Source organism: Halobacterium hubeiense (assembly GCF_001488575.1).
In the GTDB taxonomy this organism is placed as follows: Archaea; Halobacteriota; Halobacteria; order Halobacteriales; family Halobacteriaceae; genus Halobacterium; species Halobacterium hubeiense.
The window spans coordinates 838,328-851,586 of the sequence record NZ_LN831302.1; the positions used below are offsets into that span (position 1 = coordinate 838,328).

Below are 13,259 nucleotides of genomic sequence, written 5' to 3' on the forward strand. Positions count from 1 at the left end.
GACCGCACCGCGAACGTTTACCCGGAGGCGGTGGTAGCCGTCCCCATGTGGGACCTCACGCACGAACTCGGCTCCGGGCTGCCGTACCCCGGCGACCCGCAGGCAGCGGTGACGCCGCACGCGACGCTCGACGCGGACGGCTACCGGGCCGCCGAAATCGAGTGCTCGACGCACTCCGGGACGCACGTCGACGCGCCCGCCCACTTGCTCGCGGACGGCGCGACCCTCGGCGCGTACGACGTCGAGACGTTCGCGTTCGACGCGCGCGTCGTGGACTGCACGGAGTTCGGTGCGCGCGACCCGATTCCCGCCGACCGCGTCCCGGACACCGACGCCGACCTCGTCGTCTTCCACACGGGCTGGAGCCGGCACTGGGGGGAGCGGCGGTACTTCGACCACCCCTACCTGACGGCCGCGGCGGCGGCGCGCTGTGCGGACCGCGGCTGTCACGTTGCCCTCGACGCGCCGAGCGTCGACCCGTCGCCGTCCGAGAACGCCGGCGACGACGAGCCCACCGGGTATCCAGCGCACCACGCGCTGCTCGGGGACGAGCGACTCATCGTGGAGAATCTACGGAACCTCGCGGCGCTCCCGCAGCGGTGTACGATTCGCGCTCTCCCGCTGCGCGTGGACGCGGACGGCGCGCCCGTGCGGGCGGTCGCCGACTAGGCCTGCTCGGCGGTGCCGCGGTCCTGCACGAACCCGGACTTGAACGCGATCCAGCCGAGCACGCTGATGAACAGGATGGGCGGGAGGATGACGAACCCCCACAGCGGGTTCAACCCCCAGATGAGCAGCAGGACGACGTCCGCGATGCCGAGCAGGAGGAACGGGATGATGGCGAGGAGCGCGTACCGGCGGCTCCCGCCGGCGTCGTCGGCGTCAGTCGGTATCGGCGCGTCCATGCCCGAGGGTTCGCGAGCGGCCACCAAAAGCCCACGCTTTGCGCGGCCGCCGACCGCGAGCGCGGATGCTACGCGAACCGACCTATCACACTCCGTAGCCGAGCTCGCGGCCGGGTCGCTGTGAGCGCCGACAACGCCGGCCGTTCGCCCGGCGCAACGCGGCGGTTCGCTCGCCGGTCGCGCTCGCCGGCCGTTCGACTGTAGCTTGTAACGGGTCGCCCGCGCACAACTCGACCCAGTCTTCTTCCGAGCGACGCCCCAGACGCCCGACACGCGATGTCTCGGTACGACTCCGACAACCGCGGCGCCCACGGGACGACGGCCGGCACGGGGACAGAGGGTATCGGGCGGTTCGTCGAACAGAACGCCCTCCCGCTGAAAGTCGCGGCGTTCTACGCCGTCGCACTCGCCGCCGGCCTGCTCGCGCGGCGCGTCGTCAGCGGCCCGAACGTCGAGATACTGCTGTCCATCGCCATCTGGTTCACCGTCATCTTCGCCGCCTGTACCGCGCTGCTGGGCGGCGTCATCAGGCTGTTCAGCGCCGTCCAGCGGCGCCGCCACGACTACGAGTAACCGGCCGGCTTTTAGGCGCGAGCGCCGTGCGTCCGCGTATGCCCGACTACGTCTCCGAGGAGACCGTCGAGACGGTGACCGGGACGGTCGCCCGCGCCGGGGGGACGCGCCGCCACGAACTCCGCCTGCCCGCGGACGCGGCAGACGACTTCCCCGCCGGCGAGGTCGTCCGCGTCGTCCTCGACGGCGACGAGTACCACGCGCAACTCCGCCGCCGCGACGACGGCGCGCCCGTGATTCGCGGCGCGTACGACACGCCCTCGCTCGCCCGCGACCCCGGGAGCGCCACCAACCACCTCGCGGCGTGGCTCGACGACGGCCCGCTGGAGGCCGGGCGCTCCGTCCACGTGGACGTCGTCGAACCCGGCTTCAAGTACGGCGTGCGCGTCCCCGGCGAGTCAGCCACGTACGCCGCGACCGAGCCGCCGGACTCGAGCCTCTCCGCGATTGCGGAGTCGCTGGACGAGTAGTCACCGCAGGTCGCGGAACACGACCCGGTAGTCCCGCGGGTCGAAGCCGTCGGCGATGTCGTCGGCCCTGTCGCGGAGTTCGCGCACGCGCTCGGGGTCGTGTTCGCCCGCCGCGCGGCGCTCGCTGGCCTCGTGTAGCGCCGTCACCGCGTCCACGTACGCCGACAGCGAGCGCAAGCGCTCGACGACCTCGGTCAGGTCGTCCCCCGAGACCGGTTTCCTGAGGTACGCGTCGTACCCGATGCCGACGACGTCCTCGTCGGGCTCGTTCGCCGTCACCATCGCCACCCGGCAGTCGTACCCCTCCTCGCGAATCGCCGCCAGCACGTCGTCGCCCGACACGCCGGGCATCTCCCGGTCGAGCAACACGACGTCGACGGCCTCGTCGATGGCGGCGAGCGCCGCCTCGCCGCCGTGCGCAGTCCGCACCTCGTACTCGTCGCCGAGTCTGTGTTCGTAGACGTCGAGGTACTCCTGCAAGTCGTCGACGGCGAGCACAGTCGCGTCGTCACGCCCCCGGCTCATAGCTAGTCGTCCTGACACGCTACCCCGGACGCTGTAAGTGTTGTCCTACTCGCCACGACAGCCGGTAATCTCGAAGCGGGCGCCGCGGTCGGCGTCGCCGTCCCGCGGCACGGCGTCGATGGTCCAGCCGTGGGCGGCGGCGATGCTCTCGACGATGGCGAGCCCGAACCCCGTCCCGTCCTCGGCGGACGTGAACCCGCGCTCGAACACCTCGTCGTGGCTGCCGTCCGGGAGCCCGGGGCCGTCGTCGGTGACGGCGAACCCGTCCGCGTACGCGGTGACTGTGACTGCGACGCCGTCGTCGTCGGCGTGCTCCACGGCGTCCTCAGAACGCTTCGCGTTCTGGGGGTCTGTGGAACCGTGTTCCACAGCATTTCGGAAGAGGTTCTCGAACAGCTCCTGGAGCCGCGACGGGTCCGCGTCCACGACGAGGTCCGTCTCCACCGCGAGCGTCGCGTCCGGTGCGTCCACGCAGTCCCACGCGTCGGTCGCCACCTCCGAGAGCGCGACGGCCTCGGTCTCGTCCACGAGCCGGCCCTGTCGCGCGAGCTCCAGCACGTCCTCGACGAGCGCCTCCATGCGGTCGAGCGCGTCGCTGGCGCGGTCGAGGTGCTCGTCGTCGCCGCCGTCCGCGAGGTCGAGGCTCCCCTGCGCGACGTTGATGGGGCTGCGGAGGTCGTGGCTGACGACGCTGGCGAACTCGTCGAGGCGCTCGTTCTGCCGTTCGAGGTCGCGCTCGCGGGCCTTCCGCTCGGTGATGTCCCGAATCGAGGCCAGCACCGCGACGTCGCCCTCGTAGTCGATGCTGGTCGCGCTGAACTCGCAGAAGCGCACGTCGCCGTCGGGCCGGCGGATGCGGCTCTCGAACGTCTGCCGGCGGCCGGACTCCGCGGTCAGCTCGCCGACGACGCGTTCGACTTTCACGCGGTCCTCGGGGTGGAACAGCTCGCGGGCGTCGGCGGCGAGCAGTTCCTCGCGGGAGCGCCCGAACAGCGCGGACGCGCGCTCGTTGACGAACGAGAAGCCGCCGTCGGCGTACGTGACGACGGCGTCGTGGCTCTGCTCGACGAGCGTCCGGTACTTCTGCTCGCTCTCCCGGAGCGCGTCCGCCGAGCGCAGCCGGCGCAGCGTCGCGGAGACGTGCGCCATCAACAGCTCGACGAGTTCGACGTCCGACTGGGAGAACGCGGCGTGCTCCCGGGAGCCGGCCTGAAACACGCCGATGTCGTCGATGGGCACGCTCAGGACGGACGTGTAGTCGGGGTTGGCGGGCTCGGCGTCCTCGTGGGCCGCGACGTCGTCGACGACGATAGAGGAGTTCTCCTGGTAGGTGCGGCCGGCGATGCCGCTGTCGGCGGGGAGCCGGTGGGAGTCCCCGGACTCCAGCCCGGTCGAGGTGGCCTTCGGGACGAGGTAGCCGTCCTCGACGACGTCGATGCCGCAGATGTCGAACTCGAGGATGTTCTCGGCGGCGTCGATGGCGAGGTGGTAGATGCTGGTGGCGTCCTCGCAGCCGACCATCGCGGCGGCGATGCTGTGGAGCTTCTCGAACTGCCGGCGCTCGGTGCGCAGCGAGTCCCGCAGGCGGTCGCGCTCGCGGACGGCGTGCAGCCGCGTGACGCCCTGTCCGACGGCGCGGCCGACGGCGGCGAGGCGTTCCCGCTCGGCGTCGGCGGCCTCGCGCTCGTCCGGGCCGAACGCGAGCGTCCCGTAGTAGTCGTCGGCGTCCACGACGGGGACCGCGGCGGCGAACGTGTCGTCGTACGGGACCCACGTCACGGCGCGCTCCGCGACGCCCGGCGAAGCCGCGTCGTCGGCGAGCGGCTCGGGCGTGCCGTGCGCGTCGTCGGACCCGGACGGCGTCGGCCCGCTCGCCGCACTCCCGAGAGTCGGCGTGACCGTCTGCGGCTCGGGCGGTTCGACGTCGGGCTTGCTCGCCGTCGCCGGCTCGCGCTCGGTGTCACAGAAGCAGGCGAAGTCGTAGCCCGCGTCCACGACGGCCTCGCAGACGCCGGCGCGGAGGTCGGGGACCGCGTCGGCTCGCTGGACGGCTCGCGTCACCGCGCCGACGAGGGGGCGGTCCGGCGCCATCTGGTCAGTCGCTGCCCGCGTTCTGGTCGGGGACGTCGCGGAACGCGACGCGGAAGTCGTCGAACCCGAAGCCGTCCACCGTGTCGTCGATGCGGCCCCGGAGCTCCTGGATGCGGGCGACGACCTCCTGGTAGGAGTCGTCGAGTTCGAGGTCGCCGTCTTCGGCCTCGGACTCCAGCAGCGCGCGCTTCGACGCGAGCGCGTACAGCTCCTGGAGGCGGTCGTCGTACGCGGAGCGGTCGAGCAAGGTCTCGACGACGTCGTGGAGGTCCTCGCGGTCGACGGGCTTGAGGAGGTACTCGTCGAAGCCGAGTTCGACGACGTCCGCGTCCGGGCGGACGCCCGTGACCATCGCGACGCGGCAGTCGTACTCCGCGCGGCGGATGCGGTCGAGGACGTCCTCGCCGGAGAGGCCGGGCATCCGTCGGTCGAGCAGGACCACGTCCACGTCGTCGTCGAGCTGGCCGAGGGCGCCTTCCCCGGTGGTCGCGGTCTGGACGGCGTACCGCTCGGAGAGCCACTCGGCGTACACGTCAGTGAGCGCTTCGTCGTCGTCGACCACGAGTACGCGTGCCCCTTGCTCTGTCATGCGTGGGTGTCGGTCTGTCCTGTATCGAGAGTGACCTGAGTTAAAGGTTTCTCAAGCTACGGGTCCCGCTGGAAACACCCCGACGACGCCGGTCGTGGTACCGACTACCACCGTAACAGTTTTGTGTCTTCTCCTTACCCTCCGGTTACCGCGCCCGAATCGTTAGGGCGGCCCAAAAGTCGGCTATTCTCGCTTCTTCTGCGCTCTACTCGCTCTTACGGGTGTGTCAAAGGTGCGCAAAACCACGAAAGGTTTAAGTACTTATCGCTCCTACGAATGAGTACGACAAGTCGGGGGGCGACCGGCGCCCTCCACCCGGCGCTTCAACCATCATGAGTGACACCACAATCCGCACGTACTCCAGTGACCGACAGCAGAACGAGAACGAATCCGAGACCGAGGTAGAGTCTGCCGACGAGACCGTCACCTGTCCCGAGTGTGGCGGCCGCGTCGTCAACGACGAGGAACACGGCGAGTCCGTCTGTGCCGACTGCGGCCTCGTCATCGAGGAGGACAGCATCGACCGCGGCCCCGAGTGGCGCGCGTTCAACTCCAACGAGAAGGACCAGAAGAGCCGCGTCGGCGCCCCCACCACGAACATGATGCACGACAAGGGGCTCTCGACGAACATCGGCTGGCAGGACAAGGACGCCTACGGCAACAGCCTGTCCAGCAATCAGCGACAGAAGATGCAGCGCCTCCGCAAGTGGAACGAGCGCTTCCGCACCCGCAACAGCAAGGAGCGCAATCTGAAGCAGGCGCTGGGCGAAATCGAGCGGATGGCCTCCGCGCTCGGCCTCCCGAAGGAGGTCCGCGAGACGGCGTCGGTCATCTATCGCCGCGCGCTCAGCGAGGACCTGCTGCCCGGCCGCTCCATCGAGGGTGTCGCCACCAGCGCGCTGTACGCCGCGGCCCGACAGATGCAGACGCCGCGCTCCATCGACGAGGTGGCGAACGTCAGCCGCATCGACGCGATGGAGTTCAAGCGGACGTACCGCTACATCGTCCGCGAGCTCGGCCTCGAAGTCGCGCCCGCCGACCCCGCCAGCTACGTCCCGCGGTTCGCCTCCGAGCTGGACCTCCCGGACGAGGTCGAGCGCCGCGCCCGCGAGCTGCTGGACAACGCCAAGGAGGACGGCGTCACCAGCGGGAAGTCGCCGGTCGGCCTCGCGGCCGCCGCGATTTACGCCTCCAGCCTGCTCACCAACCACAAGGTGACCCAGAGCGAGGTCAGCGACGTCACGGACGTCAGCGAGGTCACCATCCGGAACCGCTACCAGGAGCTGCTGGAAGCCACGGAAGTCGCCGCGTAACGCGGCCGACTGCGGTCACTGGTGGTGGTCCCGACGACGTTTTTTCGCGCTTTTCACGCCGCGTAGCCGACGGCTCAGCCCTCGTACGCTCGCTCGCCGGCTCGAACTTCGGCGTCGAGGCGGTTCTCCGCGGGCGGGAGCGCACACGCGAACTGGTCGGCGTACGCGCAGAAGGGGTTGTACGCGAGGTTGAAGTCCACGACGACGTCGTCGCCCTGTTCGGCGTCCGCGGCGTCGACGTCGAGGTAGCGGCCGCGGTGGTACGTCTCCGCGCCGTTGGTCTCGTCGGCGAACGGCACGAACAGCGAGTCCTCGCCCTCGACGCGGTACGCTTCGAGGGTGCGGTGCTCGCCGTCGAGCGTGAACCCGAGCACGCCGACGCGCTGGTACTCCGCGGGCGGGCCCTGTGTCGTCTCCAGGGAGACCTGCTCGGTGCTCTGCGCGCGTCCGAAGCGCGCGACCACCCGGAAGTCGGGGTCGGGCTCGAAGTACGCCAGCCCGTCGAAGTCCTCGCGGTCGCCGACCGGAATCGGCGACTGGGGGTGCTCCGCGAAGAACTCGTCTTTCTCGGCGCGGTGCTCGCGGACGCGCTCGCGCCACGCCGCCTCGTCGAACGCCGGCTCGTCGGCCGTCATGTCCGGTCGTGGGGCCGGGAGCGTGGTAACTGTGGCGACTCCGCGAGGTGACGAATCCCTTTTCACCTCCGAACGCCTCGTACCGGTATGAACATTCTCGACGGGGGCGAGGGCGGCGGCCAGTTGGTCCGCACCGCCCTCGCGCTGTCCGCGGTCACAGGCGAACCGTTCCGGATGCGACACGTCCGGCGCGCTCGCGCGAACCCGGGCTTGCAGGCCCAGCACTGCGCGGCAATCGAAGCAGTCGCGGCCGTCTGCAACGCCGAGACGGGCGGCGTCGAAGTCGGCTCGGAGTCGTTCACGTTCGAGCCCAACGAGGACATCGACGAGGACGCCGACCCGGCCGACCAGGGCGTCCTCGGCGGCAGCGTCTCCGTGGAGGTCGGCACCGCGGGCAGCGTCCCGCTGGTGTTCGACGCCTTGCTCCCGGTCGCGGTCGCGCTCGACGAGTCGTTCACCGCGCGACTGGAGGGCGGCACGGACGCGAAGTGGGCGCCGCCGTTCGACTACTTCCGGCGCGTCAAGCTCCCCGTCCTGCAGGAACACGGCCTCGACGCCGACGTCACCCTGAACCGCCGCGGCTTCTACCCGCGCGGCGGCGGGAAGGCGACGCTGACCGTCGAGCCGTCCACGCTGGACGCCTTCGACGTCACCGAGCGCGGCGAGCGCGAGTCGCTGACCGCGTACTCCGTCGCCGAGGAGTCCGAGAGCGAGGACGACGTGGCGGAGCGGCAGGCCGAGCCCGCGCCCGACGCAGCCGACGTCGAAACCGAGTACGTCGAGGCGGACTGCTCGGGGTCGGCGCTCGTGCTCGCCGCCGAGTACGAGCACTCGACGGCGGGCTTCGCGGAGCTCGGCGAGATGGGCGTCGAACCGGAAACGGTCGGCGAGAACGCCGTCGAGCGCTTCGAGGCCTTCGAGGACGGCGACGCCGCCGTTGACGAGTACCTCGCCGACCAGCTGCTGCCGTTCGTCGCGCTCGCGGGCGGCGAGGTCCGCGCGCCCGAGGTCACCTCGCACGTCGAGACCTGCATCGACCTCCTCGCGGAGTTCGGCTACGACGTGACCGTCGAGGACGAGGGCGACACCGTCCTGCTGTCGGCGTAGTCGCGGCTCCTTTCTACAGAACGAGCGTCGCGAGCCCGGCAGTCGCGGCGCTAATCGCGAGCCAGCCGGCGAAGTTCCACCACGGCACGCCGCGGACGCGCGGCCCCGGTACGTCGTCGGTGTACGTCCAGCGGCCGTCTGCGACGCCGCGGTGATCCACGAGCGCGTCGTAGCCGGTGGCGAGCGCGGCCGCGAGCGCGACCGCCGGCCATCCACTCGTGACCAACAGCGCCGCGCGAAACGCGACGTAGACCGCGCCCGTCCACCCGAACAGCACGTAGACCGGAACGCCGACGACGTTCGGGCCGACGTGGTGCTCCAGCCACCCCAGATTGACGACGACGGCTTCGGCGACGAACGCGATAGCGGCGCCGCCAGCGAAGAACACGAGGACGGCCGCGGGCGGCCACGTCAGCGCGGCGTGCCCGAGCGCGACGAGGCCGACGGCGGCGACGCTGGCGGCGAACGCGCGATTGCTCGGCATACCGGGAATCGGAGAGCGGCCGGGAAAAAGCTAGTCGGTGAGGCCGTAGCCGCGCCGGAACAGCCAGACGTCGACGGCGAGCACGGCGACGGTGAGCGCGGACAGCACGACGAGCGCGGTGTCGGGCTCGATGTCGGAGACGCCGATGATGCCGTAGCGCACGCCGTTGACCATGTAGACCATCGGGTTCAGGTAGCTCGCGGTGCGCGCGAGCCCGTCGAGGGCGTCGAGGCTGTAGAAGACGCCGCCGAAGAACACCAGCGGCCGGAGGATGAACTGGTTCAGGACCGTGAGGTGGTCGAAGTCCTCCGCGACGAGCCCGCCGATGACGCCGAACGCCGCGAACAGCGTCGTGATGACGCCCAAGAACGCCACCGCGTAGAACGGGTGGGCAAGCGTTCGGACGGGCGTGAACAGCGCGCCGATGACGGCGATGAGAATGCCGATGAGCACGCCCCGGAGCGCCGAGGACACGACGTACGCGACGACCATCTCCCAGTACGCCATCGGGCTGGTGAGGGCTTCGTGAATGTACTCGTTCCAGCGCCCGTGGAAGATGGAGAACGAAGCGTTCTCGAAGGCGTTCGACACCGCGCCCAGCACGGCCAGCCCGGGGAGGATGAACTGGATGTAGGGGACGCCGCCGATGTCGCTGATGCGCGCGCCGAGGATGACGCCGAACACGCTGAAGTAGAGGACGTTCGTGATGAGTGGCGGCAGGAACGTGTTGTACGGCCGCCGGACGAACCGCAGAATCTCGCGGCGCGTCAGCGCCTTCAGGCCCGTCGAGAGGCTCACGGCGACACCTCCTGTGTCTCGCCATCCCGCTCGCCGTCGTCGTGGGTGCCGGTGCTGCCGTCGGTGGCGTCACCGCCAGTCCGGGTGATGTCCACGAAGACGTCTTCGAGGCTGGTGCGCGCCACGTCCACGTCGACGACGCGGTGGCCGGCGGCCTCCAGTTGGCGGACGGCGACCGGGACGACTTCGCTGCCGCTGCTCGCGCGAAGCGTGACGGTGCGGCCGTCCACGGCGACGCTGTCCACGCGGTTGTCGTCGATTGCGGGGGTCGCGGCGGGCGCGGCGTCGAGCGTGAGCGTCACCTCGTCGGTGCCGCGCTCGGTGAGCTGGTCGGGCGTCGCAACCGTCACCTTCCGCCCGGAGTCGATGATGGCGACCTCGTCGCAGAGGCGCTCGGCCTCCTCGATGTAGTGGGTGGTGAGGAGGATGGTGGTGCCATCGTCGTTGAGCCCGCGGATGACCTCCCAGAGGTCGTGGCGGAGTTCGACATCCACCCCGGCCGTGGGTTCGTCGAGGATGAGGAGGTCGGGGTCGGTGACCATCGCTCGCGCGAGCATGAACCGGCGCTTCATCCCGCCGGAGAGCCAGTCGAAGCGCGTCTCGGCCTTCCCGTCCAGCCCCACGGTTTCGAGGGCTTCGGCGGCTCGTTCGGCGGCCTCCTCGTCGGAGACGCCGTGGTAGCCGGCCTTGTGCATCAGCACCTCGCGAATCGGGAAGAAGCGGTCGACGTTGTACTCCTGGGGCGCGAGCCCGATGGCGTCTCGGGCCTCCCGGTAGTCGTCCTCGACGTCGTACCCGAACACTTCGGCGGTGCCACTGGTCTTGCGGACGAGCCCGACGAGCGTGTTGATGAACGTCGTCTTCCCCGCGCCGTTCGGTCCGAGCAGCCCGAAGAAGGAGCCCTCCGGGACCGTGATGGAGAGCCCGTCGAGCGCGCGGACGTCCCCGTACTCCTTGACGAGGTCGTCGGTGCGTATCGCTGGCGGCATTTAAAATACGGGAGGACGGTGACGCGGTTAAGGCCACGGAAGTCGGCGGCGGGTTCTGCGTCAGCCCGTGTTCTGCATCCCCGCGGCGACGCCCATCACGGACAGCCGGAGCGCGCGCTCCGCGCTGGGACTGCGGTGTTTACGGTCCAAGAGTTCCACTTGCAGGAAGTTCAGGGGATCGACGTAGGGGTTGCGGCGGTCGAGGCTCTCGCGGAGCCACGCGCGGTCCACGAGGTCGTCGCGGCCGGTCACCGCCAACACCTCGTCGCGGGCCTGCTCGTACTCGGCGTCGATGCGCGGCTGGAAGCGCTCGCGGAGGTCGTCGGGCGCGAGCGCGGCGTACTCGTGGGTGATTTCGGGTTCGCTGCGCGCGAGCGCGAGCGCCGCGTTGTCCAGCGTCGTCCGGAAGAACGGCCACTCCTCGTACATCTCTTCGAGGAGGGCGTCGTCCTCGCAGGCGGCCAGCCCCGCGCCGAGGCCGTACCAGCCCGGAATCACGCACCGCGTCTGCGTCCACGAGAACACCCACGGAATCGCGCGCAGGTCCTCGACGGCGCGCTCGCCCGTCCGGGAGGCGGGCCGCGACCCGAGGTTGAGGTCCTCGACGACGTCGATGGGCGTCACCGCCTCGAAGTACTCCACGAACCCCTCGGAGTCGAGGAGGTCGCGGTACGCCTCCCGGGCCGTCTCGGCCATCTCTTCCATTGCCGCGACCCACTCGTCGGGAACGTCTGGGTCGTCCTCGGCGATGGCGGCGTGGCGCGCCCGCACTTGGGCGTTCAGCATCTGTTCGAGTTCGCGCTCGGCAATGCGGGGGTTGCCGTACGTCTCAGCGATGGACTCGCCCTGCTGGGTGAACTTCACGTCGCCGGTGACCGTCTCCTTGGGGAGCGCGAGCAGCGCCTCGTTCATCGGGCCGCCGCCCCGCGAGATGGAGCCGCCGCGGCCGTGGAAGAAGCGCACGTCCACGCCGTGGTCCTCGCAGATGGCGGCGAGGTTGCGCTGCGCACGGTCCAACTGCCAGTTCGCCGCGAGGAAGCCGTTCTCCTTGTTGGAGTCCGAGTACCCCAGCATAATCTCCTGCGTACTCTCCCGAGCCTCGACGAGCGCGCCGTACGCCTCGTTCTCGAACAGCGTCCCCAGAATCTCGCGGGCGTTCGACAGCGCAGAGCGGGTTTCGAGGAGCGGCACGACGTCGAGGCCGGCGTGGTCGGGCAGCGAGAGCACGCCCGCCTGGTCCGCGAGGAAGACGACCTCCAGCACGTGACTGGGCTCCTCGGTCATGCTGATGCAGTACGCGTCGATGGCGTCCGGGCCGTACTCGCGGTGCCAGTCCGCGAGCGCGTCGAAGCGCCCGAGCACGCGCGCCGTCTCGTCGTCCACGCCCTCGGTGTCTTCGAGGTCCACCACGGGGTCGTCCTGCAGGACGGCTTCCGTGAGGAACTCCACGCGCTCGTCCTCGCTCATCCCGTCGTAGTCGATGCCCTCGCGGGCGAGCGCCTCGCCGACCGCGTGCGTGTGCTTCTCGCGGTGGTCGCGGAGGTCCAGCGCCGCGAGGTGGAAGCCGAACGTCTTCACGCGCCGCAGGAACGGCGCGACGTGCTCGTCGGCGACCTTACCCAGTCCGGCCTCGCGGAGGCCGTCCTCCAGCGCGCGCACGTCCGCCAGCAGTTCGTCAGCGTCCGCGTAGCCGCCCGGCTGCACGTCGGTCACGCGGTCCACGCGCTCCCGGACGACGGCGACGACCTGCCGGAACAGCTCGTCGGGGTAGCGCTCGGCGACCTGCTCGACCACCCGGGGAACCTCGTCGCTGGCGTCGTCGAGGAGGTCGGCGGCCGCCGCGCTGTCCACGCGCGTGCCGTCCATCGAGAGCGCGCCGAGCAGGTCGTCGAGGTCGTCGAGGTAGCGCTCGGTGACGAGGCGGCGCTGGCGGTCCAGCACGCGCTCGGTCGTCTCGGTGGTGACGTAGGGGTTGCCGTCGCGGTCCGAGCCCGCCCACGACCGGAACGCCAGCACTTCCGGAACTTCGGGCGGGTCGTCGTAGCGCGCGGCGAGCGCGTCGTCGAGGTCCGCGTACACGTCCGGTACCACGTCGTAGACCGCGTTCGCGAGGTAGAACTGGACGTCCCGGGCCTCGTCGAACGGCGTCGGCTGGCGCTCGCGCACGCGCCGGGTCGTCCACAGCGACTCGACGTTCGCCTCGACGCGCCGCCACGTCCGCTCGCGCTCGCGGGGCGTGAGCCGGTGTTCGTCGAGCTCTTCGAGGAGTTCGCGGATGCGCTTGAGGTGGGCCTTGACGGTCTTGCGCCGCGCTTCGGTCGGGTGCGCGGTGAACGTCGGGACGACGTGGACGTCGTCGAGAATCTCGCCGACCTCGTCGGCGCTGGCGCCCGCGTCCGCGAGCACGTCCACCGCGCCGCGCACGCTGTCCGCGAGCGTGCCTTCGGCCTCGCTGCGGCGGAGTTCGCGGACGCGCTCGCGCTCCTCCGCGAGGTTCACGAGCTCGAAGTAGCCCGCGAACGCTCGCGCGAGGTCCTCGTAGCCGTCCACGTCGGCGTCGGCGACGACCGCGCGGAGGGCGTCGCGGTCGTCGCTGTCGCCGCGTCGGTAGTCGATGGCGGCGGTGCGGGCGGCCTCCACCGCGTCGTAGGCCGCCGGCGACTCGTGGGCGCGCATCGCGTCGCCGAGCGTGGCGCCGAGTTCACGGACGTCCTCGCGGACGCTTCGGCTGTGCAAATCCATACCACGCAGGTGGTCGTCCGGGGTTTTCAAAACCCGGG

Annotated in this window: 14 protein-coding genes; 5 read left to right on the forward strand and 9 right to left on the reverse strand. The window is 70.5% G+C overall.

Annotated features, from left to right (window positions below):
• Nucleotides 1-45 precede the first annotated feature (45 nt).
• Entirely contained in the window at nt 46-669 is a 624-nt protein-coding gene (locus tag HHUB_RS04325) for a cyclase family protein (protein WP_059056368.1), read from the forward strand.
• Here HHUB_RS04325 and HHUB_RS04330 read toward each other — a convergent pair.
• Complete coding sequence (locus HHUB_RS04330; protein WP_059056369.1) at nt 666-905, reverse strand: hypothetical protein; 240 nt, start codon at nt 903-905, stop codon at nt 666-668. The genes HHUB_RS04325 and HHUB_RS04330 overlap by 4 nt on opposite strands.
• 276 nt (nt 906-1,181) lie before the next feature.
• On the opposite strand from HHUB_RS04330, the gene HHUB_RS04335 reads away from it, so the two are divergent.
• Together HHUB_RS04335 and HHUB_RS04340 are read left to right on the forward strand one after the other, a co-directional pair.
• Complete coding sequence (locus HHUB_RS04335; protein ID WP_059056370.1) at nt 1,182-1,478, forward strand: hypothetical protein; 297 nt, start codon at nt 1,182-1,184, stop codon at nt 1,476-1,478.
• A gap of 38 nt (nt 1,479-1,516) precedes the next feature.
• Complete coding sequence (locus tag HHUB_RS04340) at nt 1,517-1,948, forward strand: DUF7112 family protein (protein ID WP_059056371.1); 432 nt, start codon at nt 1,517-1,519, stop codon at nt 1,946-1,948.
• Here the strand turns inward: HHUB_RS04340 and HHUB_RS04345 are convergent, their stop codons facing one another.
• From HHUB_RS04345 to HHUB_RS04355, 3 genes are read right to left on the reverse strand one after another with little or no spacing between them, the layout of a single operon-like run.
• Nucleotides 1,949-2,473, reverse strand: a complete 525-nt coding sequence (locus tag HHUB_RS04345) for a response regulator (RefSeq protein ID WP_082687164.1) — start codon at nt 2,471-2,473, stop codon at nt 1,949-1,951.
• A 45-nt stretch (nt 2,474-2,518) separates the two neighbouring features.
• Complete coding sequence (locus tag HHUB_RS04350) at nt 2,519-4,564, reverse strand: PAS domain S-box protein (RefSeq protein ID WP_059056373.1); 2,046 nt, start codon at nt 4,562-4,564, stop codon at nt 2,519-2,521.
• 4 nt (nt 4,565-4,568) lie between these two features.
• On the reverse strand, nt 4,569-5,153 hold the full coding sequence (locus HHUB_RS04355; protein ID WP_059056374.1) for a HalX domain-containing protein: 585 nt from the start codon (nt 5,151-5,153) through the stop codon (nt 4,569-4,571).
• A 332-nt stretch (nt 5,154-5,485) separates the two neighbouring features.
• Here HHUB_RS04355 and HHUB_RS04360 point away from each other — a divergent pair, with 332 nt between their 5' ends.
• Nucleotides 5,486-6,466 carry a transcription initiation factor IIB gene (locus HHUB_RS04360; RefSeq protein WP_059056375.1) on the forward strand — a complete coding sequence of 327 codons (981 nt, stop codon included), beginning with the start codon at nt 5,486-5,488 and terminating at the stop codon, nt 6,464-6,466.
• Nucleotides 6,467-6,540: 74 nt separating this feature from the next.
• On the opposite strand, the gene HHUB_RS04365 is transcribed toward HHUB_RS04360, so the two are convergent.
• A complete protein-coding gene (locus tag HHUB_RS04365; protein ID WP_059056376.1) occupies nt 6,541-7,101 on the reverse strand; it encodes a DUF1684 domain-containing protein in 561 nt (186 codons plus the stop codon).
• An 87-nt stretch (nt 7,102-7,188) separates the two neighbouring features.
• Here HHUB_RS04365 and rtcA point away from each other — a divergent pair, with 87 nt between their 5' ends.
• Nucleotides 7,189-8,208: an RNA 3'-terminal phosphate cyclase gene (gene rtcA / locus HHUB_RS04370; protein ID WP_059056377.1), complete on the forward strand. Its 1,020-nt coding sequence runs from the start codon at nt 7,189-7,191 to the stop codon at nt 8,206-8,208.
• Between the two features lie 13 nt (nt 8,209-8,221).
• Here rtcA and HHUB_RS04375 read toward each other — a convergent pair whose 3' ends face one another.
• Genes HHUB_RS04375 through ppc form a run of 4 tightly spaced genes read right to left on the reverse strand, consistent with a single transcriptional unit; the run spans nt 8,222 to nt 13,221 of the window.
• Nucleotides 8,222-8,692: a carotenoid biosynthesis protein gene (locus HHUB_RS04375; protein ID WP_059056378.1), complete on the reverse strand. Its 471-nt coding sequence runs from the start codon at nt 8,690-8,692 to the stop codon at nt 8,222-8,224.
• A gap of 30 nt (nt 8,693-8,722) precedes the next feature.
• Complete coding sequence (locus HHUB_RS04380; protein WP_059056379.1) at nt 8,723-9,490, reverse strand: ABC transporter permease; 768 nt, start codon at nt 9,488-9,490, stop codon at nt 8,723-8,725.
• Nucleotides 9,487-10,479: an ABC transporter ATP-binding protein gene (locus HHUB_RS04385; RefSeq protein WP_059056380.1), complete on the reverse strand. Its 993-nt coding sequence runs from the start codon at nt 10,477-10,479 to the stop codon at nt 9,487-9,489. Before HHUB_RS04385 ends, HHUB_RS04380 begins: the two co-directional genes overlap by 4 nt.
• A 60-nt stretch (nt 10,480-10,539) precedes the next feature.
• Nucleotides 10,540-13,221: a phosphoenolpyruvate carboxylase gene (gene ppc, locus HHUB_RS04390; RefSeq protein WP_059056381.1), complete on the reverse strand. Its 2,682-nt coding sequence runs from the start codon at nt 13,219-13,221 to the stop codon at nt 10,540-10,542.
• Nucleotides 13,222-13,259: the final 38 nt, after the last annotated feature.

Excerpts from the sequence above, each read along its gene's own strand:
- HHUB_RS04375 (WP_059056378.1), bottom strand. The coding sequence starts at position 8,692 with ATGCCGAGCAATCGCGCGTTCGCCGCCAGCGTCGCCGCCGTCGGCCTC.
- HHUB_RS04345 (WP_082687164.1), bottom strand. The coding sequence starts at position 2,473 with ATGAGCCGGGGGCGTGACGACGCGACTGTGCTCGCCGTCGACGACTTG.
- HHUB_RS04385 (WP_059056380.1), bottom strand. The coding sequence starts at position 10,479 with ATGCCGCCAGCGATACGCACCGACGACCTCGTCAAGGAGTACGGGGAC.
- rtcA (WP_059056377.1), top strand. The coding sequence starts at position 7,189 with ATGAACATTCTCGACGGGGGCGAGGGCGGCGGCCAGTTGGTCCGCACC.
- ppc (WP_059056381.1), bottom strand. The coding sequence starts at position 13,221 with ATGGATTTGCACAGCCGAAGCGTCCGCGAGGACGTCCGTGAACTCGGC.
- HHUB_RS04330 (WP_059056369.1), bottom strand. The coding sequence starts at position 905 with ATGGACGCGCCGATACCGACTGACGCCGACGACGCCGGCGGGAGCCGC.
- HHUB_RS04350 (WP_059056373.1), bottom strand. The coding sequence starts at position 4,564 with ATGGCGCCGGACCGCCCCCTCGTCGGCGCGGTGACGCGAGCCGTCCAG.
- HHUB_RS04360 (WP_059056375.1), top strand. The coding sequence starts at position 5,486 with ATGAGTGACACCACAATCCGCACGTACTCCAGTGACCGACAGCAGAAC.
- HHUB_RS04340 (WP_059056371.1), top strand. The coding sequence starts at position 1,517 with ATGCCCGACTACGTCTCCGAGGAGACCGTCGAGACGGTGACCGGGACG.
- HHUB_RS04335 (WP_059056370.1), top strand. The coding sequence starts at position 1,182 with ATGTCTCGGTACGACTCCGACAACCGCGGCGCCCACGGGACGACGGCC.
- HHUB_RS04355 (WP_059056374.1), bottom strand. The coding sequence starts at position 5,153 with ATGACAGAGCAAGGGGCACGCGTACTCGTGGTCGACGACGACGAAGCG.
- HHUB_RS04325 (WP_059056368.1), top strand. The coding sequence starts at position 46 with ATGTGGGACCTCACGCACGAACTCGGCTCCGGGCTGCCGTACCCCGGC.
- HHUB_RS04365 (WP_059056376.1), bottom strand. The coding sequence starts at position 7,101 with ATGACGGCCGACGAGCCGGCGTTCGACGAGGCGGCGTGGCGCGAGCGC.